Source organism: Paenibacillus sp. yr247 (assembly GCF_900103825.1).
In the GTDB taxonomy this organism is placed as follows: Bacteria; Bacillota; Bacilli; order Paenibacillales; family NBRC-103111; genus Paenibacillus_E.
In genome coordinates this window covers 485009-509128 of record NZ_FNIF01000002.1, presented here as the reverse complement: position 1 = coordinate 509128, position 24120 = coordinate 485009, and the positions used below count along the sequence as shown (strand labels likewise).

20 protein-coding genes are annotated in these 24120 nt (G+C 41.0%); 16 read left to right on the top strand and 4 right to left on the bottom strand.

The window, feature by feature from the left end; translation table 11 throughout:
- Positions 1-75: 75 nt before the first annotated feature.
- The 12 genes from galE to BLT91_RS07020 all read left to right on the top strand — a co-directional run bounded on the left by galE (position 76) and on the right by BLT91_RS07020 (position 14920).
- Entirely contained in the window at positions 76-1119 is a 1044-nt protein-coding gene (gene galE, locus BLT91_RS07075) for a UDP-glucose 4-epimerase GalE (protein WP_090818649.1), read from the top strand.
- Between the two features lie 52 nt (positions 1120-1171).
- Positions 1172-2422, top strand: coding sequence for an O-antigen ligase family protein (locus BLT91_RS07070; RefSeq protein WP_090818646.1), 1251 nt, complete (start codon positions 1172-1174; stop codon positions 2420-2422).
- A complete protein-coding gene (locus BLT91_RS07065; RefSeq protein ID WP_175532131.1) occupies positions 2382-3500 on the top strand; it encodes a glycosyltransferase family 4 protein in 1119 nt (372 codons plus the stop codon). Before BLT91_RS07070 ends, BLT91_RS07065 begins: the two co-directional genes overlap by 41 nt.
- Positions 3501-3534: 34 nt before the next feature.
- A complete protein-coding gene (locus BLT91_RS07060; protein ID WP_090818640.1) occupies positions 3535-4914 on the top strand; it encodes a sugar transferase in 1380 nt (459 codons plus the stop codon).
- 104 nt (positions 4915-5018) lie between these two features.
- Positions 5019-6590, top strand: a complete 1572-nt coding sequence (locus BLT91_RS07055) for a right-handed parallel beta-helix repeat-containing protein (RefSeq protein WP_090818637.1) — start codon at positions 5019-5021, stop codon at positions 6588-6590.
- An 87-nt stretch (positions 6591-6677) separates the two neighbouring features.
- Positions 6678-7832, top strand: a complete 1155-nt coding sequence (locus BLT91_RS07050) for a glycosyltransferase family 1 protein (protein WP_090818634.1) — start codon at positions 6678-6680, stop codon at positions 7830-7832.
- Positions 7833-7851: 19 nt separating this feature from the next.
- Positions 7852-9144 carry an oligosaccharide flippase family protein gene (locus tag BLT91_RS07045; protein WP_175532129.1) on the top strand — a complete coding sequence of 431 codons (1293 nt, stop codon included), beginning with the start codon at positions 7852-7854 and terminating at the stop codon, positions 9142-9144.
- A gap of 37 nt (positions 9145-9181) precedes the next feature.
- Positions 9182-10009, top strand: a complete 828-nt coding sequence (locus BLT91_RS07040) for a glycosyltransferase family 2 protein (protein WP_090818627.1) — start codon at positions 9182-9184, stop codon at positions 10007-10009.
- Positions 10010-10077: 68 nt separating this feature from the next.
- A complete protein-coding gene (locus tag BLT91_RS07035; RefSeq protein WP_141224945.1) occupies positions 10078-11061 on the top strand; it encodes a glucosamine inositolphosphorylceramide transferase family protein in 984 nt (327 codons plus the stop codon).
- 20 nt (positions 11062-11081) lie between these two features.
- Complete coding sequence (locus tag BLT91_RS07030) at positions 11082-11834, top strand: 4'-phosphopantetheinyl transferase family protein (RefSeq protein WP_217635184.1); 753 nt, start codon at positions 11082-11084, stop codon at positions 11832-11834.
- A 9-nt stretch (positions 11835-11843) separates the two neighbouring features.
- The gene (locus BLT91_RS07025) at positions 11844-14594 is read left to right on the top strand and encodes a non-ribosomal peptide synthetase (RefSeq protein WP_090818619.1); all 2751 of its coding nucleotides are present in this window, start codon (positions 11844-11846) and stop codon (positions 14592-14594) included.
- 113 nt (positions 14595-14707) lie between these two features.
- Complete coding sequence (locus BLT91_RS07020; RefSeq protein WP_090818616.1) at positions 14708-14920, top strand: hypothetical protein; 213 nt, start codon at positions 14708-14710, stop codon at positions 14918-14920.
- Positions 14921-15113: 193 nt separating this feature from the next.
- Here BLT91_RS07020 and BLT91_RS07015 read toward each other — a convergent pair whose 3' ends face one another.
- Positions 15114-15542 (bottom strand): DUF2621 domain-containing protein, encoded by a 429-nt coding sequence (locus BLT91_RS07015; protein ID WP_090818613.1) that lies wholly within the window; start codon positions 15540-15542, stop codon positions 15114-15116.
- Positions 15543-15667: 125 nt separating this feature from the next.
- Between BLT91_RS07015 and BLT91_RS07010 the strand changes: the two genes are divergently transcribed.
- Positions 15668-16795, top strand: a complete 1128-nt coding sequence (locus BLT91_RS07010) for a deoxyribonuclease IV (RefSeq protein ID WP_090818610.1) — start codon at positions 15668-15670, stop codon at positions 16793-16795.
- 21 nt (positions 16796-16816) lie between these two features.
- Positions 16817-17716, top strand: coding sequence for a formyltetrahydrofolate deformylase (purU, locus tag BLT91_RS07005; RefSeq protein ID WP_090818607.1), 900 nt, complete (start codon positions 16817-16819; stop codon positions 17714-17716).
- A 41-nt stretch (positions 17717-17757) separates the two neighbouring features.
- Here the strand turns inward: purU and BLT91_RS07000 are convergent, their stop codons facing one another.
- Together BLT91_RS07000 and BLT91_RS06995 are read right to left on the bottom strand one after the other, a co-directional pair.
- A complete protein-coding gene (locus tag BLT91_RS07000; RefSeq protein ID WP_090818604.1) occupies positions 17758-18993 on the bottom strand; it encodes a DUF1501 domain-containing protein in 1236 nt (411 codons plus the stop codon).
- Positions 18994-19015: 22 nt separating this feature from the next.
- Entirely contained in the window at positions 19016-20323 is a 1308-nt protein-coding gene (locus tag BLT91_RS06995; RefSeq protein WP_090818601.1) for a DUF1800 domain-containing protein, read from the bottom strand.
- A gap of 182 nt (positions 20324-20505) precedes the next feature.
- Between BLT91_RS06995 and tkt the strand changes: the two genes are divergently transcribed.
- Together tkt and BLT91_RS06985 are read left to right on the top strand one after the other, a co-directional pair.
- Positions 20506-22527, top strand: coding sequence for a transketolase (gene tkt, locus BLT91_RS06990; RefSeq protein ID WP_090818598.1), 2022 nt, complete (start codon positions 20506-20508; stop codon positions 22525-22527).
- Between the two features lie 155 nt (positions 22528-22682).
- On the top strand, positions 22683-23000 hold the full coding sequence (locus BLT91_RS06985; protein WP_090818595.1) for a pyrimidine/purine nucleoside phosphorylase: 318 nt from the start codon (positions 22683-22685) through the stop codon (positions 22998-23000).
- Between the two features lie 364 nt (positions 23001-23364).
- Here BLT91_RS06985 and BLT91_RS06980 read toward each other — a convergent pair whose 3' ends face one another.
- Complete coding sequence (locus BLT91_RS06980) at positions 23365-24030, bottom strand: hypothetical protein (protein ID WP_090818592.1); 666 nt, start codon at positions 24028-24030, stop codon at positions 23365-23367.
- Positions 24031-24120 lie beyond the last annotated feature (90 nt).

Below are 24120 nucleotides of genomic sequence, written 5' to 3'. Positions count from 1 at the left end.
CCTATTGGTTTTTTTTCAATTAATTCTATATGTTAACTTTTTATTTGTTTGCTGAAAGCCGAAGGAGATGGGAATTTGTTACTGATAACCGGAGGAGCAGGATATATTGGAAATCACGCGTGCATTGAATTGTTAAATACAGGCTATGAGTTGGTCGTAATCGATAATTTCTCGAATAGTAAAGTGGAAGCTTTAACCCGCGTTCAGGAAATAACCGGAAAGAAGTTTAAAGTATACAACGCTAGTTTACTCAATAGTGACATATTGGAAAAGGTTTTCTCTGAGAATCATATCGATGGGGTAATGCATTTTGCGGGGCTAAAATCGGTAGGTGAATCTGTAAAATTACCACTTGATTATTATCATAACAATATTACCGGTACGATTTCCCTGTGCATGACGATGCAAAAATACGGCGTCAAAAAATTAGTATTTAGTTCCTCTGCTACTGTCTATGGTGTACCTGAATGGGTACCAATCCAGGAGGACTTTCCGCTTAGAGCCACTAATCCTTACGGACGAACAAAACAAATGACGGAAGAGATCTTAGCTGATCTTTGCCAGTCTGATGAGGACTGGAGTATTGCTGCGTTACGTTACTTTAATCCAATAGGATCTCATCCAAGTGGGCGAATAGGAGAGGATCCGAATGGTATTCCGAATAATTTAATACCGTATATCACTCAGGTTGCAATCGGAAGAATAGATGAATTAAAAGTCCTAGGACATGACTATCCTACACAGGATGGAACAGGTGTAAGAGATTACATTCACATCGAGGACCTTGCAAAGGGACATGTAAAAGCCATTGAGAAAGTAATATCAACAAATGGTTTTCATACATACAATCTGGGTACTGGAAGAGGATACAGTGTATTAGAAATTGTAAATGTGTTTGAAAAAATATCTGGAAAGAAAATAAAATATTCGCTAATTGATCGAAGACCAGGTGATATTGCCGTCTGCTATGCGGATCCCTCCAAGGCAAACAGGGAATTAAATTGGGTAGCAGAAAAAGGGATTGAAGAGATGTGTTCCGATGCATGGAGATGGCAGTTAAATAATCCGAATGGGTATGAAGAAGTTTCGGAGCCGATGGCTATGGGGATAAATAGTTAATCAGTGATGCTGCCTCATCGGTGTAAACGTAAGTTAATTGGGAGGATCGTACATGCTTATAAAACACGGTGGTGTCATGAAAGGAATAGTCCCTTTTTCAGATACTCCGAAAATTTATTTTTTGCTTTTATGGTTTGCAATGATTATGGGTTCATTTGTATTTATCGAACCTTCTCCATATGATGTTCTCTTTCTGACTTGTATTGTTGTGGGATTTACATTTTCTTACTTTGGATTACCTTATTTTACGCTTCCGGCTTTGTTTATGTTTTTGTTGTTTTTTATTAGTAATTTGATTTCCATGTACTTCGTAACCGGAAGTATGACTTCATCAATAAGTTTTGTTGCTATTACTGTCTATCTCATTCTTACTTGGATTTGTTTAGTTGGATTACTAAAGAGATATAGAAGAAAGATACTGGATCTCATGTTTACTGGATACACCACGGCTGCAATTATTGCTGCAGCTGTGGGTAATCTAGCTTATTTTAAATGGATACCTCAGTATGAAAGCTTCTTACTTTTTGATCGAGTAAAGTTTCTGTTCAAAGATCCAAACGTGTTTGGGCCCTTTCTTATACCTGCTGTTTTATTCTGTTTATGGCGGTTTGAATCTACAAAAAGAAGTATTCATAAGGTGATTTGGATTTGTATGTTCTTCCTAACCATTCTCGGTGTTTTATTTAGTTATTCACGAGCAGCCTGGGGGAATTGTTTAATTGCATTACTATTGTATGCGATTCTACCTTCCGAGGTTTCCAAGAGACAACGATTAATTTCACTAGTCACGCTAATCATTATCTTGGGACTCTCACTGGTTATCTTGTATGGACAGCCCTCTGTCTATGATATGCTCATGCACCGGTTAAAGTACCAGCAATATGATAATGATAGATTTGGAACACAGTATAACTCGCTTATAAATATAATGGACGCTCCCTTCGGTATTGGACCAGGTCAAATTGAAAATGTATTTGGAATGTCAAGCCATAGTTTATATGTTCGAATCTCAGCGGAATACGGCATAGTTGGTGTGTTGTCATTTTTCTCCTTTATAGGATTAACAGCAATTAGGGCAGTTCGCCATGTATTCAGAAGCAGAAGTAAATTATTGGGAAATCCAATCCATCCTTATATGATAATTGCTGCTGCCTCGTTATTTGGTATATTATTTAACAGTTTTTTCATCGATACCTTACATTGGCGGCATTTATGGATACTTCTTGCCTTACCATGGATACCTTTAAATGAAAAGGAAGGAGATGAGAAAGATCAAAATCGTTCAAATCATAACTCGTTCTGACAATGTTGGCGGTGCTCAAATTCATTTGAGAGATTTATGTATTGAATTACAACGGCAAGGCCATGAGATTGTTATTCTCATCGGTGGGGAAGGCAAGTTCATTCATGAGTTGAGAAATTATGGCATTCAAGTCCATATTATTAAGCATTTGGTTCGAGAGATAAATCTATATCGGGACATAATGGCTTTCATCGAGATAAGAATTGCGTTGAGACTGATTAAGCCTAATCTGGTTGCAACCCACTCGTCTAAAGCAGGCTGGCTGGGTCGAGCCACAGCGCGGTTACTCGGGATTCCCGTTGTGTTTACAGCCCACGGATGGGCATTTACAGAAGGTGTCCCAAAGGTTAGACGGATCATTTATTCAGTTGCAGAGCGGTTAGCTGGTATGCTGTCCACGCGCATTATTACTGTTTCGGAGTACGATCGAAGACTTTGTGAGAAATACTCTGTAATTCCAGCCTCAAAGCTTGTCACCATTCAAAACGGTATTCCAGATATGGAAGTTATGCCAATCCGACAAGGTGCACAGTCTTCCATCCGTCTAATCATGGTTGCTAGGATGGAAAGACCCAAAAAACAGTTATTCTTACTTGAAGCATTGGCAGGCATTCATCACTTGGATTGGGAGCTTGATTTAGTCGGTGACGGGCCACAGCTTGCTGAAATACAGAAGATGATAGTTAAGCTAGGGTTGGAACACAAGGTGAGACTTTTGGGAGAACGAAAAGATGTCTCTACGTTATTGAGTCAATCTCACGTATTCATATTAACATCGGATTGGGAGGGCTTGCCTCTGAGTATTCTTGAAGCTATGAGAGCTGGGCTCCCCGTATTAGCTTCAAATGTGGGCGGCATACCCGAATTAGTTGAAGAAGGTGTGAATGGGTATTTAATTCAAAATGGAGATGTACATCATCTAAGAAGTCGAATTACTGATTTGATTCAAGATGATGCAACTCGAAGTCAATTAGGCTTAGCAGGTAGGGTTAAATTTCTAAAGAAATTTGAAATACAGAGCATGATTTACAAAACAATGGAAGTCTACAAGCAAACGCAAGATTCACTTGTACGGTAAAATATTCAAAGGATTACATCTAAGGTGGAAAAAAATGGGGTGTGTTCTATTGGAACGGTCAATAAAAATAAATTGGTTTTCTGTGATAAATGCAATGATGGATATTTGTTTGATCTATTCTAGTATTTTATTGGCAACAATGTTTGCAGAAAGCTCAATCAATGTAAGCAAATTAGCGGTTTTTTTAGTAGGATTCCCTCCGTTGTTTGGAATTGCGATTTTAATTTTTTATCTTACGGGTCTGTACTCGAATCAACGCAATCAAGATATGCGATTTATTGTTATAAACGTAGGTATCGGCGTAGTGATTCAATCCGTTGTGACTGTTTTCATTTTACGTTGGAATGAAGCTTTAAGACTTTCGTTGATTACGCTTTTGATTTCCATCTGTATTCAGGTGTTGTTGATTAGTATCACACATTTCATTTTTCGGCATTTGAAACAACGAGAACAAAGGAACAAAAGAGTACTTATCATTGAAGGAGAAACATCCTTTGCTCAAGCATTTATAGAAAAATCGTACGCTCAAAGTAAGTGGTATAAAAATGTTCGGGTTCTTCGTCAGCCAGACAAAGATATGCTTATCACTGCTCTACTGAATGCAGATCTTATTGTATTCGGTGATCGCATCCACGAAAAGGAGAGTTTAGTACGAATATGTCTCTACTATGGTAAGGAAATCCTGATGCAGCCTGATATCTATGATCTATTTATTGTCCACTCGCAGATTGCGCATATGGATGACATGTTGACGCTGTCTGTCCATCCTCACAAGTTGACGATGACCCAGCGAATGTGTAAAAGAGCGTTAGATGTAGTAGGTTCTATTCTCATATTTATTATTTTAGCTCCGTTATTGTTGATCTTATTTGTCATCATCCCCTTAACTTCGCAGGGAGCGGCTATCTACAAACAAGAACGAGCAGGTATGGGATGTCGTAGGTTCCAGGTCTATAAATTTCGCAGCATGATAAGTGATGCTGAGCAGCGTACTGGACCTGTATTGGCAGTAGAAAATGATCCGCGAATTACAAGGGTAGGACGATGGATGAGATCAGTACGGTTCGATGAACTTCCTCAGTTGTTGAATGTATTGAAAGGTGAAATGAGTTTGGTCGGACCGAGGCCAGAAAGACCTTTCTTTACTGAACAATTTACGAATGAAAACCCTGACTACATGTATCGATTTGCAGTAAAACCTGGAATTACCGGATTAGCTCAGGTTATGGGTAAATATAGTTCTACACCAGAGCAGAAGCTGCGATTTGATATTCTGTATGTACAAAATTATTCGCTTTGGCTGGACGTGAAAATTGCATTTCGTACGATTTATACAGTCCTTCAAAAAGAGCAATCCGTTGGAATTAAACAAAGCTTAATGGAAGGACATTTAAATAAAGAGATCGGTGTATAATCACTCTACGATATCGGAATATTGTGACAACAGCGTCCAATCGTTCTCCTCCCCCTTTCATATACTAATAGTAAATTGGAAGAGTCATGGAGGAGGACTAGAAGATGTCAGTTAATGTGATCAATTTCGGGGCTTTGCCTGATGGAAAGTCAGATAGTAGTTCAGCGTTTCAAAAAGCTATTGATAGTCTACCAAACGGTGGAATGGTAGAAATTCCAGAAGGTATTTTTATTATCAAAAATGTAAGACTGACATCTAATATAAAATTAATTGGAAAAGGTGGGGCCACAGTTTTAAAACTCCCATTAACTGGGAAAGTTTGGGACATGGTGCTAATCGTTGGTGGAGGCAAAGGAGCATACAATGTTTCAATTTCGGATATGGTGATTGACGGTAACAAGTCAGCAATTGGACTAAGCGATGTTCAAATGCACGGCATTGATGTTCGTGGCGGCAGCGAGGACATTCTAATCCAAAAGATTAACTTTACTAATATATGTGGTGATGGTATTCGGGTTAGCTATGATGAGACAAGCGGCCTCGTTCCATCAAAAATTTTGATCGAGAATTGCTTTTTCTCTAGAATGGGACGTCAAGATATTGCTGTTATTCATGCTTATGATAGTATTATTTCCAGTTGTACGGGAACAGGTACCTTGGATATTGAACCAGAAGGTGCTCTGGTTAAGCGAATATCTATTGTTGGTTGTATATTTACCGAGTTAAACATAACTGCGGACTCTATGGTGGAATTCGCAGATTGTACGGTTGCAGAATGCATATTTCAAGATTCAACGATATGGTACGCACGAGGTATACAGATCGGAAATTCAGTGGTTAATCATTTACGGGTATCAACAGCTCAAGATGTGATACTTCAAAACAATTCGTTTAAAATGCTTGAATTATTCCCAACATCTGACGGAAATTGTTCGCGTATTTCAGTCATTGGTAATTTAATTGAAAATCTAAATAATTCCGCTTCAGACCCAGCTTTATCTGGATTTTCGAATAATCCCGGCGTTTCGCTGCTACTTTGGAATGCGCAAGATTGCATGATAGTAAATAACATCATTAGATCAGAAAATAATGCGATTTATGTATCCGAGAACTGCCATCGTACGGTAATTTCGGGAAATAAAATCGATTTTACTAATGGACCACTTACGAAGGATGCAATTAATCAAGGTGGTACTTTAGGTATAAAGCTAATAAACAGTACAACTGATTTGAAAATCACAAAAAACACGGTTGATGGCTGGTATAAAGCGATTACCGCGAATGGCGCTTATCACCAGAAGAATTTATTCATCGAGGGAAATACGATTTCGAATAGTGTTATTAAAGAAAATGCAATTGAGATCTACTCATCAGATAGTACGATGGTTCGAGACAATATATTGTACCAAGATGGTGGTATTGCGATTTACTGGGGGACGGTGTGGGTGACAAAAAATCACTTTTACAATACGCTTGCATCACGTATATTGCTAAGCCAATGTGATGCTTCGGTAGGGGGAAATACGGCACTTGTGATGCCTGAAAAACTATATAATGTTTTTTCATCTAAAGTTAAATATGTTGGTAATGAGCTTACAGTTCTGAAATCACCAAGCGGCAAGCAATTTCAACTCATCGTAGGAGAAGATGGTAAATTATCAACTAAGCTCATGTAGTCTTAATTGAATATGGGGAACTAAGAGTACACGGTCTACTTCCAGCGTGTACTCTTTGACTATTTGAACTAATAAGGGGATATAAATATGAATGATAAAGAGCCTTTAAGAATTCTACATATACCAGGAAGCATGGAGGTCGGCGGTGTTCAGAGTATGATTATGAATTTGTATAGAAGAATTGATCGAACCAAAATTCAATTTGATTTTATATATTTTTGTAACGAAACTTGTCATTATGATGATGAAATCACGCAGATGGGTGGAAGAATATTTCATTGCCCTTCTATTAAGGAAGTTGGAGTTATCAGATCTCTAAAAATATTAACGCAGATCATACAAAAAGGGAAGTATCAATATGAGGTCGTGCATGTGCATACGCAATTTAATGCAGGTTTGTCTTTGCTAGCGGCTAGACTTGCAGGTGTTAAGAAAAGAATATGCCATGCACATAGTACTTCGGATGCTGGCGGCGACCATTACTTCAGATCAATGTATCGCTATATGATGAGAATGCTAATTCGATTTAATTCAACTTTAAAGTTAGCGTGTGGCGAACTTGCAGGGCAGTATTTATATGGTAGTAAAGAGAGCGTTAGAAATGATTTCACTGTATTTCCGAATGCCATCGATCTTTCTCAATATGATTTCATTGACGTAAATATATCCAAAGCTATACGCCACAAGTTGGGTATTTCAGAAAAGGAATTAGTACTGGGGAATGTAAGTCGATTTGCCGAAGAAAAAAATCATAATTTTCTAATTGCTATTGTAGAGCAATTGAAAAAAAGAATAGAGGAATTCAAGTTAATTTTGGTTGGGGATGGACCTCTTTTTGAGGATATAAAACAACTTGTTAAGAAGAAGGGATTAGAAAAACATGTGTTATTTTTGGGTGTTCGTTCGGATGTTAACCAATTAATGAACATCTTTGATGTTTTCTTACTTCCATCTCGGTATGAAGGGGTAGCTTTAGTTTTAATAGAGGCTCAAGCTGCAGGAATAAAAAGTGTTGTTTCAACAGGGGTGCCTAAAGAAGTAGATATGGGAATAGGCGGCATTCAGTTTATTTCGTTAGAAAATGACATAAGTATTTGGATAGATGAAATTCTTGCGGAAGCCAGAAAACCACTAATTGATAAAGAAGCAGCGCTTAGAAACCTAATTGATCGAGGCTATGATATTACCGAAGGCGTAAAAAGAGTTGCAAGTATTTATGCTAATGATAAGCAATTAACTTGAAATGAGGCTGGGAACAACATTGAAAAAAGAAAATATCGCGTATGCAAATCGTGTTTCTGTAGGAAAGCCATTAAAGATAAATTTCATCTGGTTGTTTGGTGGAAATATGATATACGCATTTTGTCAATTTCTATATATCACTTTAATTACAAAGTTAGGTTCCATTGAAATGGTGGGTGTATTTTCTTTAGGGCTGGCTATCACAGCACCCGTTTTTATGTTTTCAAACCTACAGCTCAGAATTGTACAAGTTTCAGATTCTAAGAACGAGTTTGTTTTTGGAGATTTTCTAGCGTTGCGACTTGTTTCTATGGCATTCGGGTTGCTTGTCACCTTTATTATTATACAGTTGTTTTATAATAACTCTTTCGTGAAGTATATAGCGTTAATATTAGCTGTTTATAAATCCATTGAAGGTATTTGTGATATTATTTTCAGTTTATTTCAAAAAAATGAAAATCTGCCTTTAGTTTCAGCCTCTTTGATTTTGAAAGGTATTTTAACGGTTGTGTTTTTAACCGTTTGTATGTATTTTTTTAAAAATCTCATAGCCGTAGTAACTGTCATAGCCCTCGTAATGGCATTGATTTTAATTTTTGTAGATATTAAAAATTTGAGAATGTACAACCGATTCCAACCCATTTTTAATATGAGGAAATTAAAAAAAATATTTATAACTAGTTTGCCATTAGGTTTTGTTACGCTATTAGTTTGCTTGAATATCAACATTCCACGGTATTTTTTGGAACAATATGTTGGGATAAAAGAATTAGGTATATTCGCGTCGATCTCTAATTTAATGATTGCTGGGGCTACGATTGTTAGCGCTCTTGGCCAATCTGCAAGTCCCAAATTAGTGAAATACTTCGGTGAAGGTAATAGAAAGTCGTTTACGTCATTGCTTCTTAAAATGATAGGCATAGCGATTTTGGTTGCTGTGTGCGGATTTATAATCTCTCTCTTATTTGGAGAAAGATTATTAGTATTAATTTTCAGTAAGGATTTCATTGGGTATGAACATATCCTGCTCATAACAATATTGTCAGCAGGAATAGGATTTATTGCATCATTCTTAGGAGACGGGCTTAATGCTGCAAGAGCTTATAAAATACAAGTGCCAATTATTATTGTTTCAGTATTATCATGCCTTGTATGTTCTTACCTACTCATTCCGACAAAGGGATTAGAAGGTGCAGCTTTCGTATTAGTCATTACTTCTGTTCTTAATATGCTGCTAATGGGTATTATACTAATAGGAAAAATAAGGAAAATGAAAAAACCGATTACTCTGGTGGGGATGGCTAGCGAGTAAACGTCAAATTTTAATAATAAATCATTTGGAGGATGGCATGAAACACGAGAGAAAGATGGTTCCAGTTAGTGTAATCATACCTTGTTACAAAAGTGCGGATACGGTTAGACGTGCTGTGGATTCTGTTTGGATGCAATCGGTAAGGCCAACTGAGGTGATACTTGTAGAAGATTGTTCACCTGATGATAATAAGACGTTGGAGATTCTACTTCAACTTGAATCTGAGCACCCACAAGGTTGGATTAAAGTAATCCCGCTTACACAAAACGGAGGTCCTGGGCATGCAAGAAATAGCGGGTGGGATCAAGCCACACAGACGTATGTTGCTTTTCTGGATGCAGATGATGCATGGCACCACCGAAAGCTAGAGGTTCAATATGGATGGATGGAGTCACACCCAGAGGTAGCAATAAGTGCGCACAACTTCAAACAATTGGAAGCAAATGAACAGTTCATTCATGAAATAGACATAAATAATATGAAAGTAAAAAAAGTGGAAGCCTCATTACTCCTGAGGCATAATGTATTCCCCACAAGAGCAGTTATGTTAAAAAGTGATCTTACGATTAGATTCGATGATACCAAAAGATATTCGGAAGACTACCTATTATGGCTGCAGATCATAATTAATAAGAATGAAGGGTGGATGTTGGAGGAGTGCCTCGCATATACCTATAAAGAAGACTATGGTTCATCAGGCCTTTCTTCTAATTTATGGCTAATGGAGAAGGGGGAACTTGAAAATTACGACTTCTTATTCAAAAATGGATATATTAGTAATTATAAATTATATCTTATAAAGACTCTATCTATTGCCAAGTATATTTGGAGGCTATGTAAGGTTTCACTTAGGAAGTTGATATAGAAACTAATAGGGAAGACTTTTGAGGTGCAATTGGAATATATTACTTGGTGTAGGAGTTGGTTATGATCATGTTTAAATCAGTGCCTAAACTTAGCTCGAAAAGTAAAAGACCAGTCTGGTCAATATCCATTTATAAAGGAAATTCGCCTTTTGGACTTAGTTCCGATAGTATTAATAACCCAGTGTTAACGGCAGAGGATGTTATCGATGTACCCGCGGAGTTTATTGCTGATCCATTCATGATTAGATTTCAAGATCAATGGCACATGTTCTTCGAGGTTTATAATAAAAACACGGGTAAAGGCTGTATAGGACTAGCATCTAGTCAGGATGGCGTGCATTGGGAATATCAACAAATAGTTATCTTGGAATCATTTCACATGTCATATCCAAACGTATTTATGTGGAAAGATGAATTGTATATGATACCTGAAACATGCGAAACAAATTCAATCCGACTATACAAGTCAACGAAAACACCAACGGAATGGGAATATTTGGGTGATATCATGAAAGGGTATTTTGTTGATTCAACCATTTTTGAGTATAACGACAAGTTATGGATGTTTACTCGTTCATCTGATCGAGATAAACTTCGATTGTATTTTTCCGAAGGTTTGCTCGATGTGTGGCATGAGCATCCTATGAGTCCAATCGTCATGAATAAACATATTGCACGCCCATCCGGTAAAGTCGTTTCATGGGAGAATAGGATTTATAGATTTACTCAAGATATTGAGCCCTATTATGGAAAGCGGGTAAATGCTTTCGAGATTACAAAATTAACTATAAGTGAATATAAGGAGAGTAAGACCTCGTTTCTCCTAGAGGGTACAGGGCATCCTGGAGATTGGAATGCAGATGGTATGCATCATATTGATGCTCATCAATTGGGAGAGGACCTCTGGCTTGCTTGTGTAGATGGGCATAGATTTATAGAACGCAATAAATATCTGCGTAAAATCGAGTCAATGTATGTGGTTCTGAAATTTCGAATCAGTAGAATGTTTAAGATGATGAAAAGTTCTAAAAAGAAGGGTCTTATATTTTGAGCTTGCAGGAGATGAATCAAATGATACGGGAAGTTGTGCATCAACCTACGATCTATTGGGAAAATGTTTATGAGCCTAATGATGTTATCCTAGGGAAACAATGTCTGACTGCTTCTGAAGCGCATGTTTGGATAACATCTACGGAAGCGTCACTGTTTTCGAATTCTCATTTATATAACCTATTATCTGCTGAGGAAAAGAAGAGGGCACGAAATTTCAAATTCGCAAGAGACCAGAATCAATTTGTAGTTTCCCATGGTATTCTCAGACTCATTATTGCTGCTTATACGCGGCATGCGCCTAACGAATTGAGATACGAGTATACAAAGTATGGTAAACCATTTTTATTTAATCAATCAGAAGAAAAAGAGATACATTTCAATATGACTCATTCTAAAGATGCGGTTAGTTATATTGTTTCGACGAAGGACGAAGTAGGCATTGATATGGAACAAGTTAAGTGTGATCTCGACTGGTACAACATAGCAAAACAGTACTTTTCTTCGAGCGAACTTATCGAGTTGGAATCTGTAGAGAGTCATGAGCAGAGTAATGCCTTCTATCTTATGTGGACCCGTAAAGAGGCGATGCTTAAGGCGTTAGGGGTGGGGTTATCTGGTTTGAGGGAATTAGATGAGGTCTTACAGTCACGCTCAAAATGTAAGCATACTTTAGTTTCATTTATGTCTGATAGGAATTTACAGTGCAGCATTGCTGTTAGCCCTAGCATTATTAAAATTAAATATTTCCGTTATATCACTAATACGAATTGAGGTTTATTTATGGATGATAATCAAAACATATTAAATTGTGTATTATATTATGCAGAAACGACACCTCTTGCCAAAGCGATCCTAATTCCAGGACAACCTGAAATAACCTATTCTCAACTATCAATATCCATACATATAATTGTGGGTCTATTGCTGCGTTTGGGTTTTGGGAATAAGAGTCGAATAGCTGTAATCGCACATGATGGGCCAGAAATGGCCACTCTTTTTCTTGCTGTGTCTGGCATTATGACCTGTGCACCTTTAAACCCCAAGTATACATACGAAGAATATAAGTTCCACCTGTCAGATCTTGGAATTGATGCCATAATTGTAGATAATGAAATCGTAGTTGCTATTGAGGCAGCCAATGATCTAGGTGTGAAAGTAATACCTTTATCTCAGATTTCGGAAATGATAGCATACAACAACGAGAGTACCGACGTAGGAGTAAATTTAACACACCATTTATCTCAGAAATTTGACACTGCGATGATTCTTCATACGTCCGGCACTACTGCGAGACCTAAAATAGTCCCTTTAACGCACCAGAATATATGCTCTTCAGCTCAGAACATTGTAGCTTCGATGAAATTGACAGGTTCAGACCGTTGTCTGAATACGGTCCCATTATTCCATGTAAAGGGAATCATTGGAGCTCTGGTAACTTCGATTTTATCAGGCGGGGGCTTCGTTTGTAGCAGGAGCTTTGCACCCGAGAAGTTTTACGAAAGTTTAGAGAATTTTTCCCCAACTTGGTATACAGCGGTGCCAACTATACATCAAGCCATACTTGCACAAGGTCGATTCGCATCCTTTGGTTCACAACGTACCTCACTCCGGTTCATCCGTTCTTGTTCGGCCTCGCTTTCTCAACAAATTGCACTTGAATTAGAACAACTATTCCAAGTCCCTGTATTGGAAAGCTACGGGATGACGGAAACTGCGAGTCAGATGGCCGTAAATCCGCTTCCGCCTGAACAACGAAAAACAGGATCCGTAGGAAAGGCTGTAGGCTGTGAAATAGCTGTCTTGGATCACAATGGAAAGATTGTATCGGACGAATCTGTAGGGGAAATCATTGTTCGGGGAGCTAGTGTGATAGAAGGATATGAGAATAATCCGATTGCGAATCAAAGTAGCTTCTTTAATGAGTGGCTTCGTACAGGAGACCTAGGATATATGGATTCGGATGGCTACTTATTTATTAAAGGCAGAATTAAAGAACTCATTAATCGTGGGGGAGAAAAGGTAATGCCACTAGAGGTCGAAGAAGTTATACTTAAGCATCCATCGGTGATGCAAGCAGTGACATTTGCAATTCCGCACCCTACTTTGGGAGAAGATGTAGCTATCGCTATTGTGAAACGATCAGAAACAGAGGTTAGTGAAGTAGAAGTTCGTCAGTTTATAGCCGCCAGTTTAGCTGGTTTCAAGGTTCCAACAAAAGTCATCTTCATTAACGAAATACCAAAAGGACAAACAGGGAAAATTCAACGTGTCAACATGGCTGAAAAATTGAATCTGATTTCAGAAAAGAAATCGTTTGCTAATTACGACGACATAAGTCAGCCAACAATAGTTAATGATTCTAGACAGAATAGCATGGTACCATTCAAGCAAAAAATGCGTTCGATCTTTCTGGACCCGTTGCTCCAATTGATTGCACCATCCTTTTTATTAGCATCGCAAACACCAGTTATGAGAGGTGGACAAATGGGGCATAAGAGCTATCCAGAGCTAAACGTTTCATACAACCCAAAACCAATGATTTACCCTCGAAACAAAACGGAGGAGAAGCTTGAAGAAATTTGGAGTAACCTATTAAATATAGGCCCTATAAGCGTTGTGGATAATTTTTTTGAGCTGGGCGGTAACTCATTGTTAACGATGCAGTTGTTTTCAGAGATCGAAAAAGCATTTATACAGAAGTTACCTGTTTCAGTTATTTTTCAGGAAGATACAATTGAAAAGCTTGCCAAATTATTAGATTCATATGATTCGGAAAAGGATTTCTCCTCCTATTTGGTAACTATTCAGCCATATGGAAATAAGCCACCTCTTTTTTGTATCCATAATTTAAGTGGTGAGGTGATCTCTTACCGTAACTTAGTGCATGAACTAGCTAATGACCAACCCGTATATGGACTACGCTACGCAACAAACGATAACGCAGCTAATATTACCATTCAAGAGATGGCTGCTACTTATTTACAAGAAATAAAGAAAATACAACCCGAAGGTCCCTATTTCCTTGTTGGCCACTCCCTTGGGGGCATGATCGCTTATGAGATGGCACAAGAGCTGATCAACCAGCTCCAAGAAGTTTCATTACTAGCCCTTTTTGATACTAGAAATCCGAAGTGCTTACGAAGTATTTCTAATTCAAAAAAAATTATTGTAAATACGAATGTACTATTTAAGATATCGTGGAGACAGAAGTTGCCATTCATCAAAGAGAAGTTTAAAAATAATCTGGGAAAAAAAGAGTTGTTTCCTTATTCCCCAAGCGATGAAATTGAAGAAAGAGAAAAGAATCTATTAATAGCAGCAAATTCTTTTGATCCAAAGCCATACCCTGGAAGAATAGTGTTTTTCCGCGCAAATGACAATATGAACAACCTAATCTTGGATGAAAAATATGGATGGGAATGCACTGGAAGAGGAAGTATTGACATATACAACGTTCCGGGTAACCATACCACGATGCTCGATAAAATAAATGTTACCTATGTGATGAAGCACTTGAAAAATTATTTATAAAGATGATCCCGAACAAATACCCCTTGCTTAGTTACGAAATGTATCATATAATTATAAACAAATACATATTGTAACAACAAACGACATTTGGATATGAAAAGGAGGGCTTTTAAATGAATAGCCCTGGACAAATATTTTGCGTTGAATGCAAGACGGTGTTGGCAAGAGGAAATGCGGAGGTCATTTTTAAAACTGGCTTCTATAAAACAACGATACCATTGGGTCACTGTAAGGATTGTGCTTGTGATAGCGAGGATATCGATATAGTTAGTGTTCCAGAGCAAGGCTTTGCTCATTTAACTGAAACCTCTTCTTTATATGTCTAGAAAGCAAGTGAACGTAGAAAACCAAGTTGGAGATGTCTGCTGTCTGCCTACCACTCTCGTTACCTGTGCAGCAACGGCATCTCTAGTAATCAGATTAATGGATTTAAACATTTAAAATTTTGCCCTAAAATGTAAGCGTATTCAGATAAAACGAGACAAGTCCCCTATGACATCAAGAGGACAAGCCCTTTTCCTAATTCAACAAATGCCGATAAGCGCTATAATCAATCTCCTGCTTTTCCAGAAAACTCCTCAAACTCTTGTAGTCGCGCGGCGGCGTCGCAAGAATATACCCCTCGATGCAGTGATCCCTGGTGACTTCCCCTGCTTCTGCCTCCAACGCTACCTGTCCAATTCGAGCCGCGATGGAATGCTTCGCAATATCTCTAAAGGCCGTCGGTACAGGTGATACTAATTGATCGAGAAATGCTTTGGAGTCCTCTGTCCATAAGTGCCGCGAACTGTCCACGTAGTGATTTTGCCAATCCAACTTCGATTTGCCGTCTTCTTTAGGAAGCACCTTGAGGAACTTTCGAAACATGAAATATCCGCCTACGGTCATGAAAAAAAGCAGTATACATACCCAGAAAATGATAAACCACATGAAAAAATCATTAGCCATTTATTTGTCACCTCATTAGCCTAAGTCATTATGTAATAAGAATTATACCTTATTTCTAGATTTCTTGCGACAATCCGAGTAAAATGGGAGGGTAGTAGATAGACACTCACAAAGGAGTTGTGATCATGCCCAAAATTGGCTCACACGTTTCGTTCTCAGATAAAGGCTTGTTAAATGCAGCAGAAGAAGCAGTCTCATACGGTTCTTCCACATTTATGATATACACTGGCGCCCCGCAAAATACGCGCCGTAAACCGATTGAGGATCAATTTATTGAAGAAGGTAAAGCGTTGATGGACAAGCATGCGATTAACGAAATTGTCGTGCACGCTCCCTACATTATCAATCTTGGTTCTTATAAAGAAGACACGTTTGAATTAGCTGTCCGTTTTCTGCAAGAGGAAATCCGTCGAACGGATTATATCGGTGTACGAAATATCGTTCTTCATCCAGGAGCTTACACAGATAAAGATGCGGAGTATGGCATTGCGCGTATTGCCGATGGTTTGAATGAAGTGCTTGCCGGAGTTAAAGATACGAATGTAAACATCGCGCTGGAAACAATGGCGGGCAAAGGGACAGAAGTTGGCCGCAGCTTTGAGGAAATCGCGGAAATAATAGAACGCGTTGAGTTTAACAACAAATTAACCGTTTGTCTGGACACTTGCCATATTCATGACGCAGGTTATGATATCGTTAACGATCTGGATGGTGTACTGCATCATTTTGACAAAGTTATTGGTCTGGAAAAGCTAGGTGTTATCCACTTGAATGATAGCAAAAATCCTCGCGGAGCAAGCAAAGACCGTCACGCGCCGCTAGGATCAGGTTGGATTGGCTTTGAGGCTATGAATAATGTAGCGAACCATGAGAAGCTGCAGCATCTGCCTATGATTCTTGAGACTCCTTGGATCGGTAAAGAAGACAAAACCCAGCGTCCAATGTACGAAGCCGAGATTGCGCTGTTGTCCGGCAACTTAAATGGACGTTTTGGCGGCGAATTCTTGGATCATGTAGAGAGAATTGACCATTTGCTAGGTAAAAAGGATATTCATTTCCGTGACTTCGTTCTAAATACATGGGATGTATTGAAAAATGATGCCAAAGCGAAAAAAGCCGACGGTCGCGAGCCGCTGGAGCGCTTGTATGATATTCTGCACGAAGAAAGTCTTTTCTCAGACCTTAGCGAGGAGCAGATCAATCAACGCTTGATCGTTTGGCTTGCAGGCAAAGATATACTGAAGAAAGCGTAATTTAGATAGCGGGGGATTAACATGGTACTGGAAAGTAATAACAGCCCTCTTCGCAGGGAAAGCGAATTGGTGAATAGGGCTAGGATGTTGATCTCTTGTCCGGATCAGCCGGGTATTGTCGCGGCAGTCTCGCAGTTTTTGTTCGAGTATGGTGCGAATATCGTGCAATCCGATCAATATACGATGGACCCTGAGGGCGGCATGTTTTTCATCCGGATCGAGTTCGATTTAGCTGAGCTTGAGAACCGTGTTGAGCGGTTGAGAGATGATTTCTACGTTGTTGCGGACAAGTTCTCCATGGAATGGAGTCTTTCTCTTGCCAGTCAGAAAAAGCGAATCGCTATCTTTGTATCTAAGGAAGATCATGCTTTACTTGAGCTGCTTTGGCACTGGCGCGCAGGTGATCTTAACGCGGATATTGCTATGGTCATTAGTAATCATCCTGACATGCAGTCGCTTGTGGAGCCTTTTGGTATTCCGTATTACCATATTCCGGTTACGGCAGATACGAAAGCAGAAGTTGAGCGTCGTCAGCTTGAAGTGGTAGGAGACAAAGTAGATGCGATTGTATTGGCTCGCTATATGCAGATTGTTTCGCCGTCTTTCATTAAGCACTATGCGAATCGTATCATTAATATCCACCATTCATTCTTACCTGCCTTTGTCGGTGGAAAACCTTATGCGCAAGCTCATAACCGCGGGGTGAAAATCATTGGAGCCACCGCACATTACGTGACCGATGAATTGGATGGCGGACCGATTATTGAGCAGGACGTTCAACGGGTAAGCCACCGAGATAACGTCGAAGATTTGAAAAGAATCGGTCGTCACATTGAACGGATCGTACTCGCCAGAGCGGTGGCTTGGCATGTTGAAGATCGAATTATTGTGCATAATAATAAGACAGTTGTGTTTAACTAAATAGCCGAAGGCTGCGTCCCAACCAAGGGATGCAGCCTTTTTTACACAAAACCCAACTTCTCAAACTTACCACCTAGCACAGTTTTTGCATCGCCACGCAGCCAACCCTCTATTAGGGTGTAATAAACGGATCGAAAATCAACTTCATATTTCAAATCCCCGTAATCCAGATTTGTTAAGCTTGGATATGCCCCAAACAAACCACCTTTAACCTGTCCTCCGAGCACCAGCACAGGTGCAGCAGTTCCGTGATCAGTTCCGCCACTGCCGTTTTCTTTCAGGCGACGACCGAACTCCGAAAATACTAGGGTCACCACATCGTGATGCAGCCCCTGATCCTTTAAATCGGAGTAAAAAGCATACAGCCCTTCGTCCAACTGCTTCAATTTATTGGCGTGCTGCTTCCTTTCATTGGCATGATCGTCGAACCCGCCCATATCGGTGTAATAGATGCGAGTTCCCGCTTTGGCGGCAATCAGTTTAGCGACTAACTGTAAATCGCTGGCGAAGCCGCTTTGCGGGTAGGTCAATTGGCTCTTGTAGGAGCTTAGCAAAGAGTGAATGCTCTCCACACTTTGAAAAGCAGCCGAGGCGTACTTTGCTGAGACACGGAGCATCTCTTGTTTAGGCTGATTTTGATAGATCTTCTTCAGTTCCAGCGTCATTCGCTCCTTATCGTTTGCAGATGTCTTAGAGGTAAAGGCATAGAACTGTTCTAGCGATTCTATGGCAGGAATGTTGATACGCGGAGCGTTGAAGGCTTTCTGAATAAGTCCCCCAATTTGAATAGCGGGAAGGGGATGTTTGGGCATGGATGTAAGGATATAACGGGCGAGCCATCCACTATCTGATAGCTCCTCAGGCTTGGCGGTTTGCCAAATATCCATAGAACGGAAATGTGAGCGGTCAGGCTTCGGATAGCCGACGCCTTGAATAATTGCGAGATTCCCATCGCGGTAAAATTGCTGCATATGCGACAGGCTAGGATGAAGCCCCAGCTCATTATTCAGTGCTAGTACTTCGTTCTGTTTATAGCCGAGCGTAGGTCGGGTGTCATAGTAGGCCCCAGCAGCATAAGGGATGACGGTGTTGATTCCATCATTCCCCCCTGAAAGCTGAACAACAACAAGCACTGGAGATTTGACGCGATGCTTAAATTCGGCATGTCCAGATAGGAGTGCTCGGCCTTTTTCGGTGGCTAGCATAGTCCCGCCAAAGCTTAGTGTGGCAATCAATGCAGTGCTCTTTTTCAGAAAATCTCTTCTGGTTAGCTTCATTATGGCGGACAAGCCCCTTCCCTTATTTCACCTGAGTTTCTGGACAGAGCATCAGCATCTGCAGCAATTGACGTTTAACAGAGTCCGTAAGCACGAGACTATCTTGCGAATAGGCGGTAAGCCCATTAATTGTGGCATTAGTTAATTGCTCGATTCGAAGTTTTTTGCTCCAGGTACGCAATCGTTCATCCATAGGAACTTTGGCGGTAGATTTCAAAGCATTCAAAAGGAACCAATCACTGGCGACTTGGTTGGACACTATTTCCGCATACTGGAATCGGGCGAGGAGATAGCTCGTTATCAACCAAGATTCGCCCCCTTGCCAACCGGCTACATTGGGCGGCACGAAAAGTTCTTGCCCCATATGTTTCAAGGCATCTGCCATATTTCTGGATAAAGGTAAAGAGAGTGCGCGGGCCAAGCTGACAACATAGTCCACAGGCGATTTGATCAGGGACATATAGCAGGTTTCATCATAGAATTCATCGGATAGGAAAAGCTCATCAAGTGCATCTTTGATTTGCAAAGATTGAGCAAAGCGAGACGCGATTCTCGCCCTCCACGATTTGGATGGGTTGTGGAAAGCGAAAGCTTGCAGCAGCTTTAACGTCACGAAATCGTATAAGATCGGCTGCTCCAGAAAAACTTCCAACACATCCTCATCATTCATGTTGCCCTGTTCTCCGAGTACAAGTTTCATGCTATTATCATGCAGATTAGGGTCGAAGATGGATTGGTCTTTTTCCTCATCATATCGCCAGCCTGTAAAGGATTTTGCTGCTTCTTTCACATCCTGTTCTGAATAATGGCCTCTACCCAGTGTGAACAACTCCATCACTTCACGAGCATAATTCTCATTTGGACTGTCTTTTTGGTTATCGCCTACATCGAGCCATATCATCATGGCAGGGTCTGTTCCTATAGCAAGCAGCAATTCACGAAAAGATCCGAGAGCCTTGCTGCGAAAAAGTTCATTTTGACGAACCATCAGGGGTACACTATTAACCTTGGCAAATGAGGTAGCGAAGTGACTATGCCAAAAGAGGGTCATTTTTTCAATTAAAGGGGTGTTACTTTGAATCATTCGATATAGCCAGTAGACTTGTTGATCAATAAGTTGGTCAGGTTTTAGAGTTTGACCATCTGCTTGAACTTGTTCTATCGGAGCCAGCTTTTTAGGTTCAGTGGTTAGAGGCAGCCCATTCACCAATCGATGGACAGTTTCTTCTTTTCCAAAAGACAAGCTAGCCGCGATCTCGAGGTCACTTGCTCCGAAAGCAGCTCGATTTAGTAAATGAATAATTTCCTTTTCTGTCCAACCTTTTGCCATGCCCCCACTTCCTGTCCCATTGGTTACTATATATATAGTCAGGGCTAGTAGAAAAAATGATGTTTTAGTGGGTTATTGTGGCAAAGCCTTAAAGCAAATGGTACAATAATGCAAGCTAGAAAATTCACTTGTATGTACAAGTCGGACTGACGAAAATACAGAAAAATAGGAGGGAATTTCGAATGACAGCAACAAACAAAACAATCGAACAATTAGCGGTAGATACGATTCGTACTTTGGGTATCGATGCCGTTGAGAAAGCCAAATCAGGTCACCCGGGTATGGTAATGGGGGCTGCCCCAATGGCTTATGTGCTGTGGAAACAGCATATGAAGCACAACCCGTCTAATCCGAAATGGATCAATCGCGACCGCTTTGTTCTTTCTGCAGGCCACGGGTCCATGCTGCTTTACAGTCTGCTTCACTTGTGCGGATATGATCTGCCGATGGAAGAGATCAAAAAATTCCGCCAATGGGGAAGCAAAACGCCAGGACATCCGGAATACGGTCATACAGCTGGTGTTGATGCAACGACAGGTCCACTTGGACAAGGGATTGGTATGGCGGTTGGTATGGCCATGGCTGAGGCTCATTTGAGAGAGACTTATAATAAAGAAAACTTCCCTGTAATCGATCACTATACATATGCAATCTGTGGCGATGGCGATATGATGGAAGGCGTTTCGTCGGAAGCAGTATCCTTGGCTGCTCACCTTAAATTAGGCAAATTAATCATGCTGTACGATTCAAATGATATCTCGCTGGACGGCGAGTTGAATATGGCATTTTCCGAGAATGTTCAGAAGCGTTTCGAAGCTTACGGCTGGCAAGTTATTCGCGTAGAAGAGCAGAATGATCTTGCTGCGATTTCCAAAGCGATTGCTGATGCAAAAGCTGACACAACACGTCCAACCCTAATTGAAGTGAAAACGACAATCGGTTTTGGCAGCCCGAACAAAGGCGGCAAGGGCGGCCACGTTGGACCACACGGCTCCCCGCTCGGCGGCGATGAAGTGAAATTGACGAAGCAAGCCTATGGCTGGCCGGAAGAGCCGGACTTTTTAGTTCCGGATGAAGTAAGAGCTCACTATGCAGAAATTCAAAAAGAAGGCGCTGCAGCAGAACAAGCTTGGAGCAAACTCTTGAATGAATACATCAAGGCTTATCCGGAATTGGGTAACCAGTTCAGCGCGGCTGTGAACAATGAATTACCAGCGGGCTGGGATGCAGATCTTCCGGTTTACAGCACATCAGACAAGCCAATGGCTACTCGTGTAGCTTCCGGTAATGCAATTAATGCTATTGCACCTAAATTGCCGCAGTTGATCGGCGGTTCCGCGGATCTTGCGAGCTCTAATAATACCATGATCAAAGGTGAATCCAATTTCAGCGCAAGGAACTATGCGGGCCGTAATTTATGGTTTGGTGTTCGTGAATTCGGTATGGGTACAGCTATGAACGGTATGGCTTTGCATGGTGGTGTTAAAATATACGGAGCTACATTCTTCGTATTCTCCGACTACTTGCGGGCATCCATTCGTCTAGCAGCTCTTATGCAGCTTCCGGTTATCTACGTCCTGACACATGACAGTATCGCTGTTGGTGAAGATGGACCGACGCATGAGCCAGTTGAACAATTGCCAGCGCTTCGCGTGATTCCGGGCATCACCGTTATTCGTCCGGCTGACGGGAATGAAACTTCAGAAGCATGGCGCTACGCAATCTCTCAAGCAAAAGGACCGGTTGCCCTCGTATTGACTCGCCAAAATCTGCCGATTCTCGAAGGAGCTGTCGAAGGTGCGAAAGCCAACCTAAGCAAAGGCGGATATGTTGTATCCGATGCAGCTAACGGCAAGCCAGATGCACAAATTCTTGCGACTGGTTCTGAAGTACAGCTGGCTGTCGCGGCGCAAAAACTTCTTCAAGCCGAAGGCATTAACGTACGTGTCGTTAGCTTACCGAGCTTAGAGCTGTTCGAGAAACAGTCCAAAGAATATAAAGATTCCGTCATTCTGCCAGACGTGAAGAAGCGTCTTGCAGTTGAGATGGCTTACCCACTTGGTTGGGAGCGTTATGTAGGCGACCAAGGCTCCATCCTCGGTATCTCCACATTCGGAGCATCCGCCCCTGGCGATCTGGTCCTCAAAGAATACGGCTTCTCACCTGAAAATGTAGTAGCTAGAGTAAAAGCTCTATTGTCTTAATTAAATTGCCAGGGCGCACTTGATGTGTGCCTGACTATAAAGGCATTAACGCGGCGCACCTTGTGTGCGCTTCGTGTTATTTTACAGTAGTTCAAGCCCACCCCCGTGTGGGCAAGGCCTTATTCTAATTCATTCTAGAGGGGGAATTATTTATCATGTCCAGCTTTGAAAATGTAACGGTATTAAAGAAGGCCAACGTTTATTTCGACGGTAAAGTAACAAGCCGCACGGTACAATTCGCCGATGGCACCAAAAAAACACTCGGCATTCTGCTTCCAGGTGAATACGAATTCGGAACAGATGTGAAAGAACTCATGGAAATCCAAGCTGGTGAGCTGAACGTTTTGCTACCAGGCAGCAGCGATTGGATTACCATCAACGGCCAAGGCGAGTTCACCGTTCCAGCCAACGCAAAATTCAAGCTCGAAGTGAAGACAGTTAGCGATTATATTTGTTCATATATCAACGAGTAAAAAATAATTGGTTTCGCATAAAAGCTCCCGTTCTTCCACCAGAAAGTAATCCGGTGTGGAGAAGGGGGCTTTTTGGTATGAGCACGTTAATTTTCATTCGAGCCGCCCGCACTCGGATCATCAACAAATAAGAGTCCCTATTGACTCTTATTCACCGCTTTCGCAGCTTTCTGCAGGAGATAGAAGATGCTAGGGGCTCTTATTCACTCATCGGATCGACGCATACCCTATTTTATAGCAAATAAGAGTCCCTAGGAACTCTTATTTCTCCGCTTTCGCAGTTTTCTGGGGGAATAGAAGCTGTTAGAGGCTCTTATACGCTCAAAGTGGTGGGCGAGAGGTCTATCAGACTTAGAATAGTAACTTATAACATAAAGCGCTCTCCAGTTGAGTCGAGAAGGTAGGAACGTATTCGCAAATCGCCGCTGGCAGGTCGAAGAATCCCTTTTGCATGAAGGCGCTGCAGCCAGATGCGAGCATTTTCTGGCCGGATACCCAGGTGACCGGCCACTATTCTTGGCTTTAGCGGCTCCACCGACATCGCGGCCAGTCGCACGATTTCTTTTTCCCGGTGGGTAAGTGAGATGGGTTGTGCATATTCGCCATACCAACGTCCCATGAGATGCAAGATCATTTGCTGGCAGCGCCGCTGCTTTTGCGTGATATCATCGTAAGAAAAGCGAAACACTTTCCATCCATCCAAGACCAGCTGATTTTGCCGCATTAGATTGTCGCCAAAGCGGGTTCTATCGATATCTCTGGCATGAGGCCCGTAACCATCAATTTCAATGCCTATCCGGTATGGCAGGCGAAGATAAGCGAAATCGATAAACCGTGTTCCGTCCTGATAGTCTTTCACCTCGTATTCGGGGTGCAGCTGATGAAAATGTCCTATGGTGGGCCACCACACTTGCTGTAGAAATAATTTCTCCGCGTAGCCGTGTCCTTCTTGCAATCTTCGCAATCGCTCTCCTGTTCGTTTCTCCTCATGTAATCTTACAAAAGCTTCATGTTCCTGTAGAAAACCCAATTTGCTAACCCCCTCAAAAAAATAATACCGCCTCTCCCGAAAGGGAAAGACGGCATGTGCTTCATGCGTTATAGTTCAATTGGTTAATTT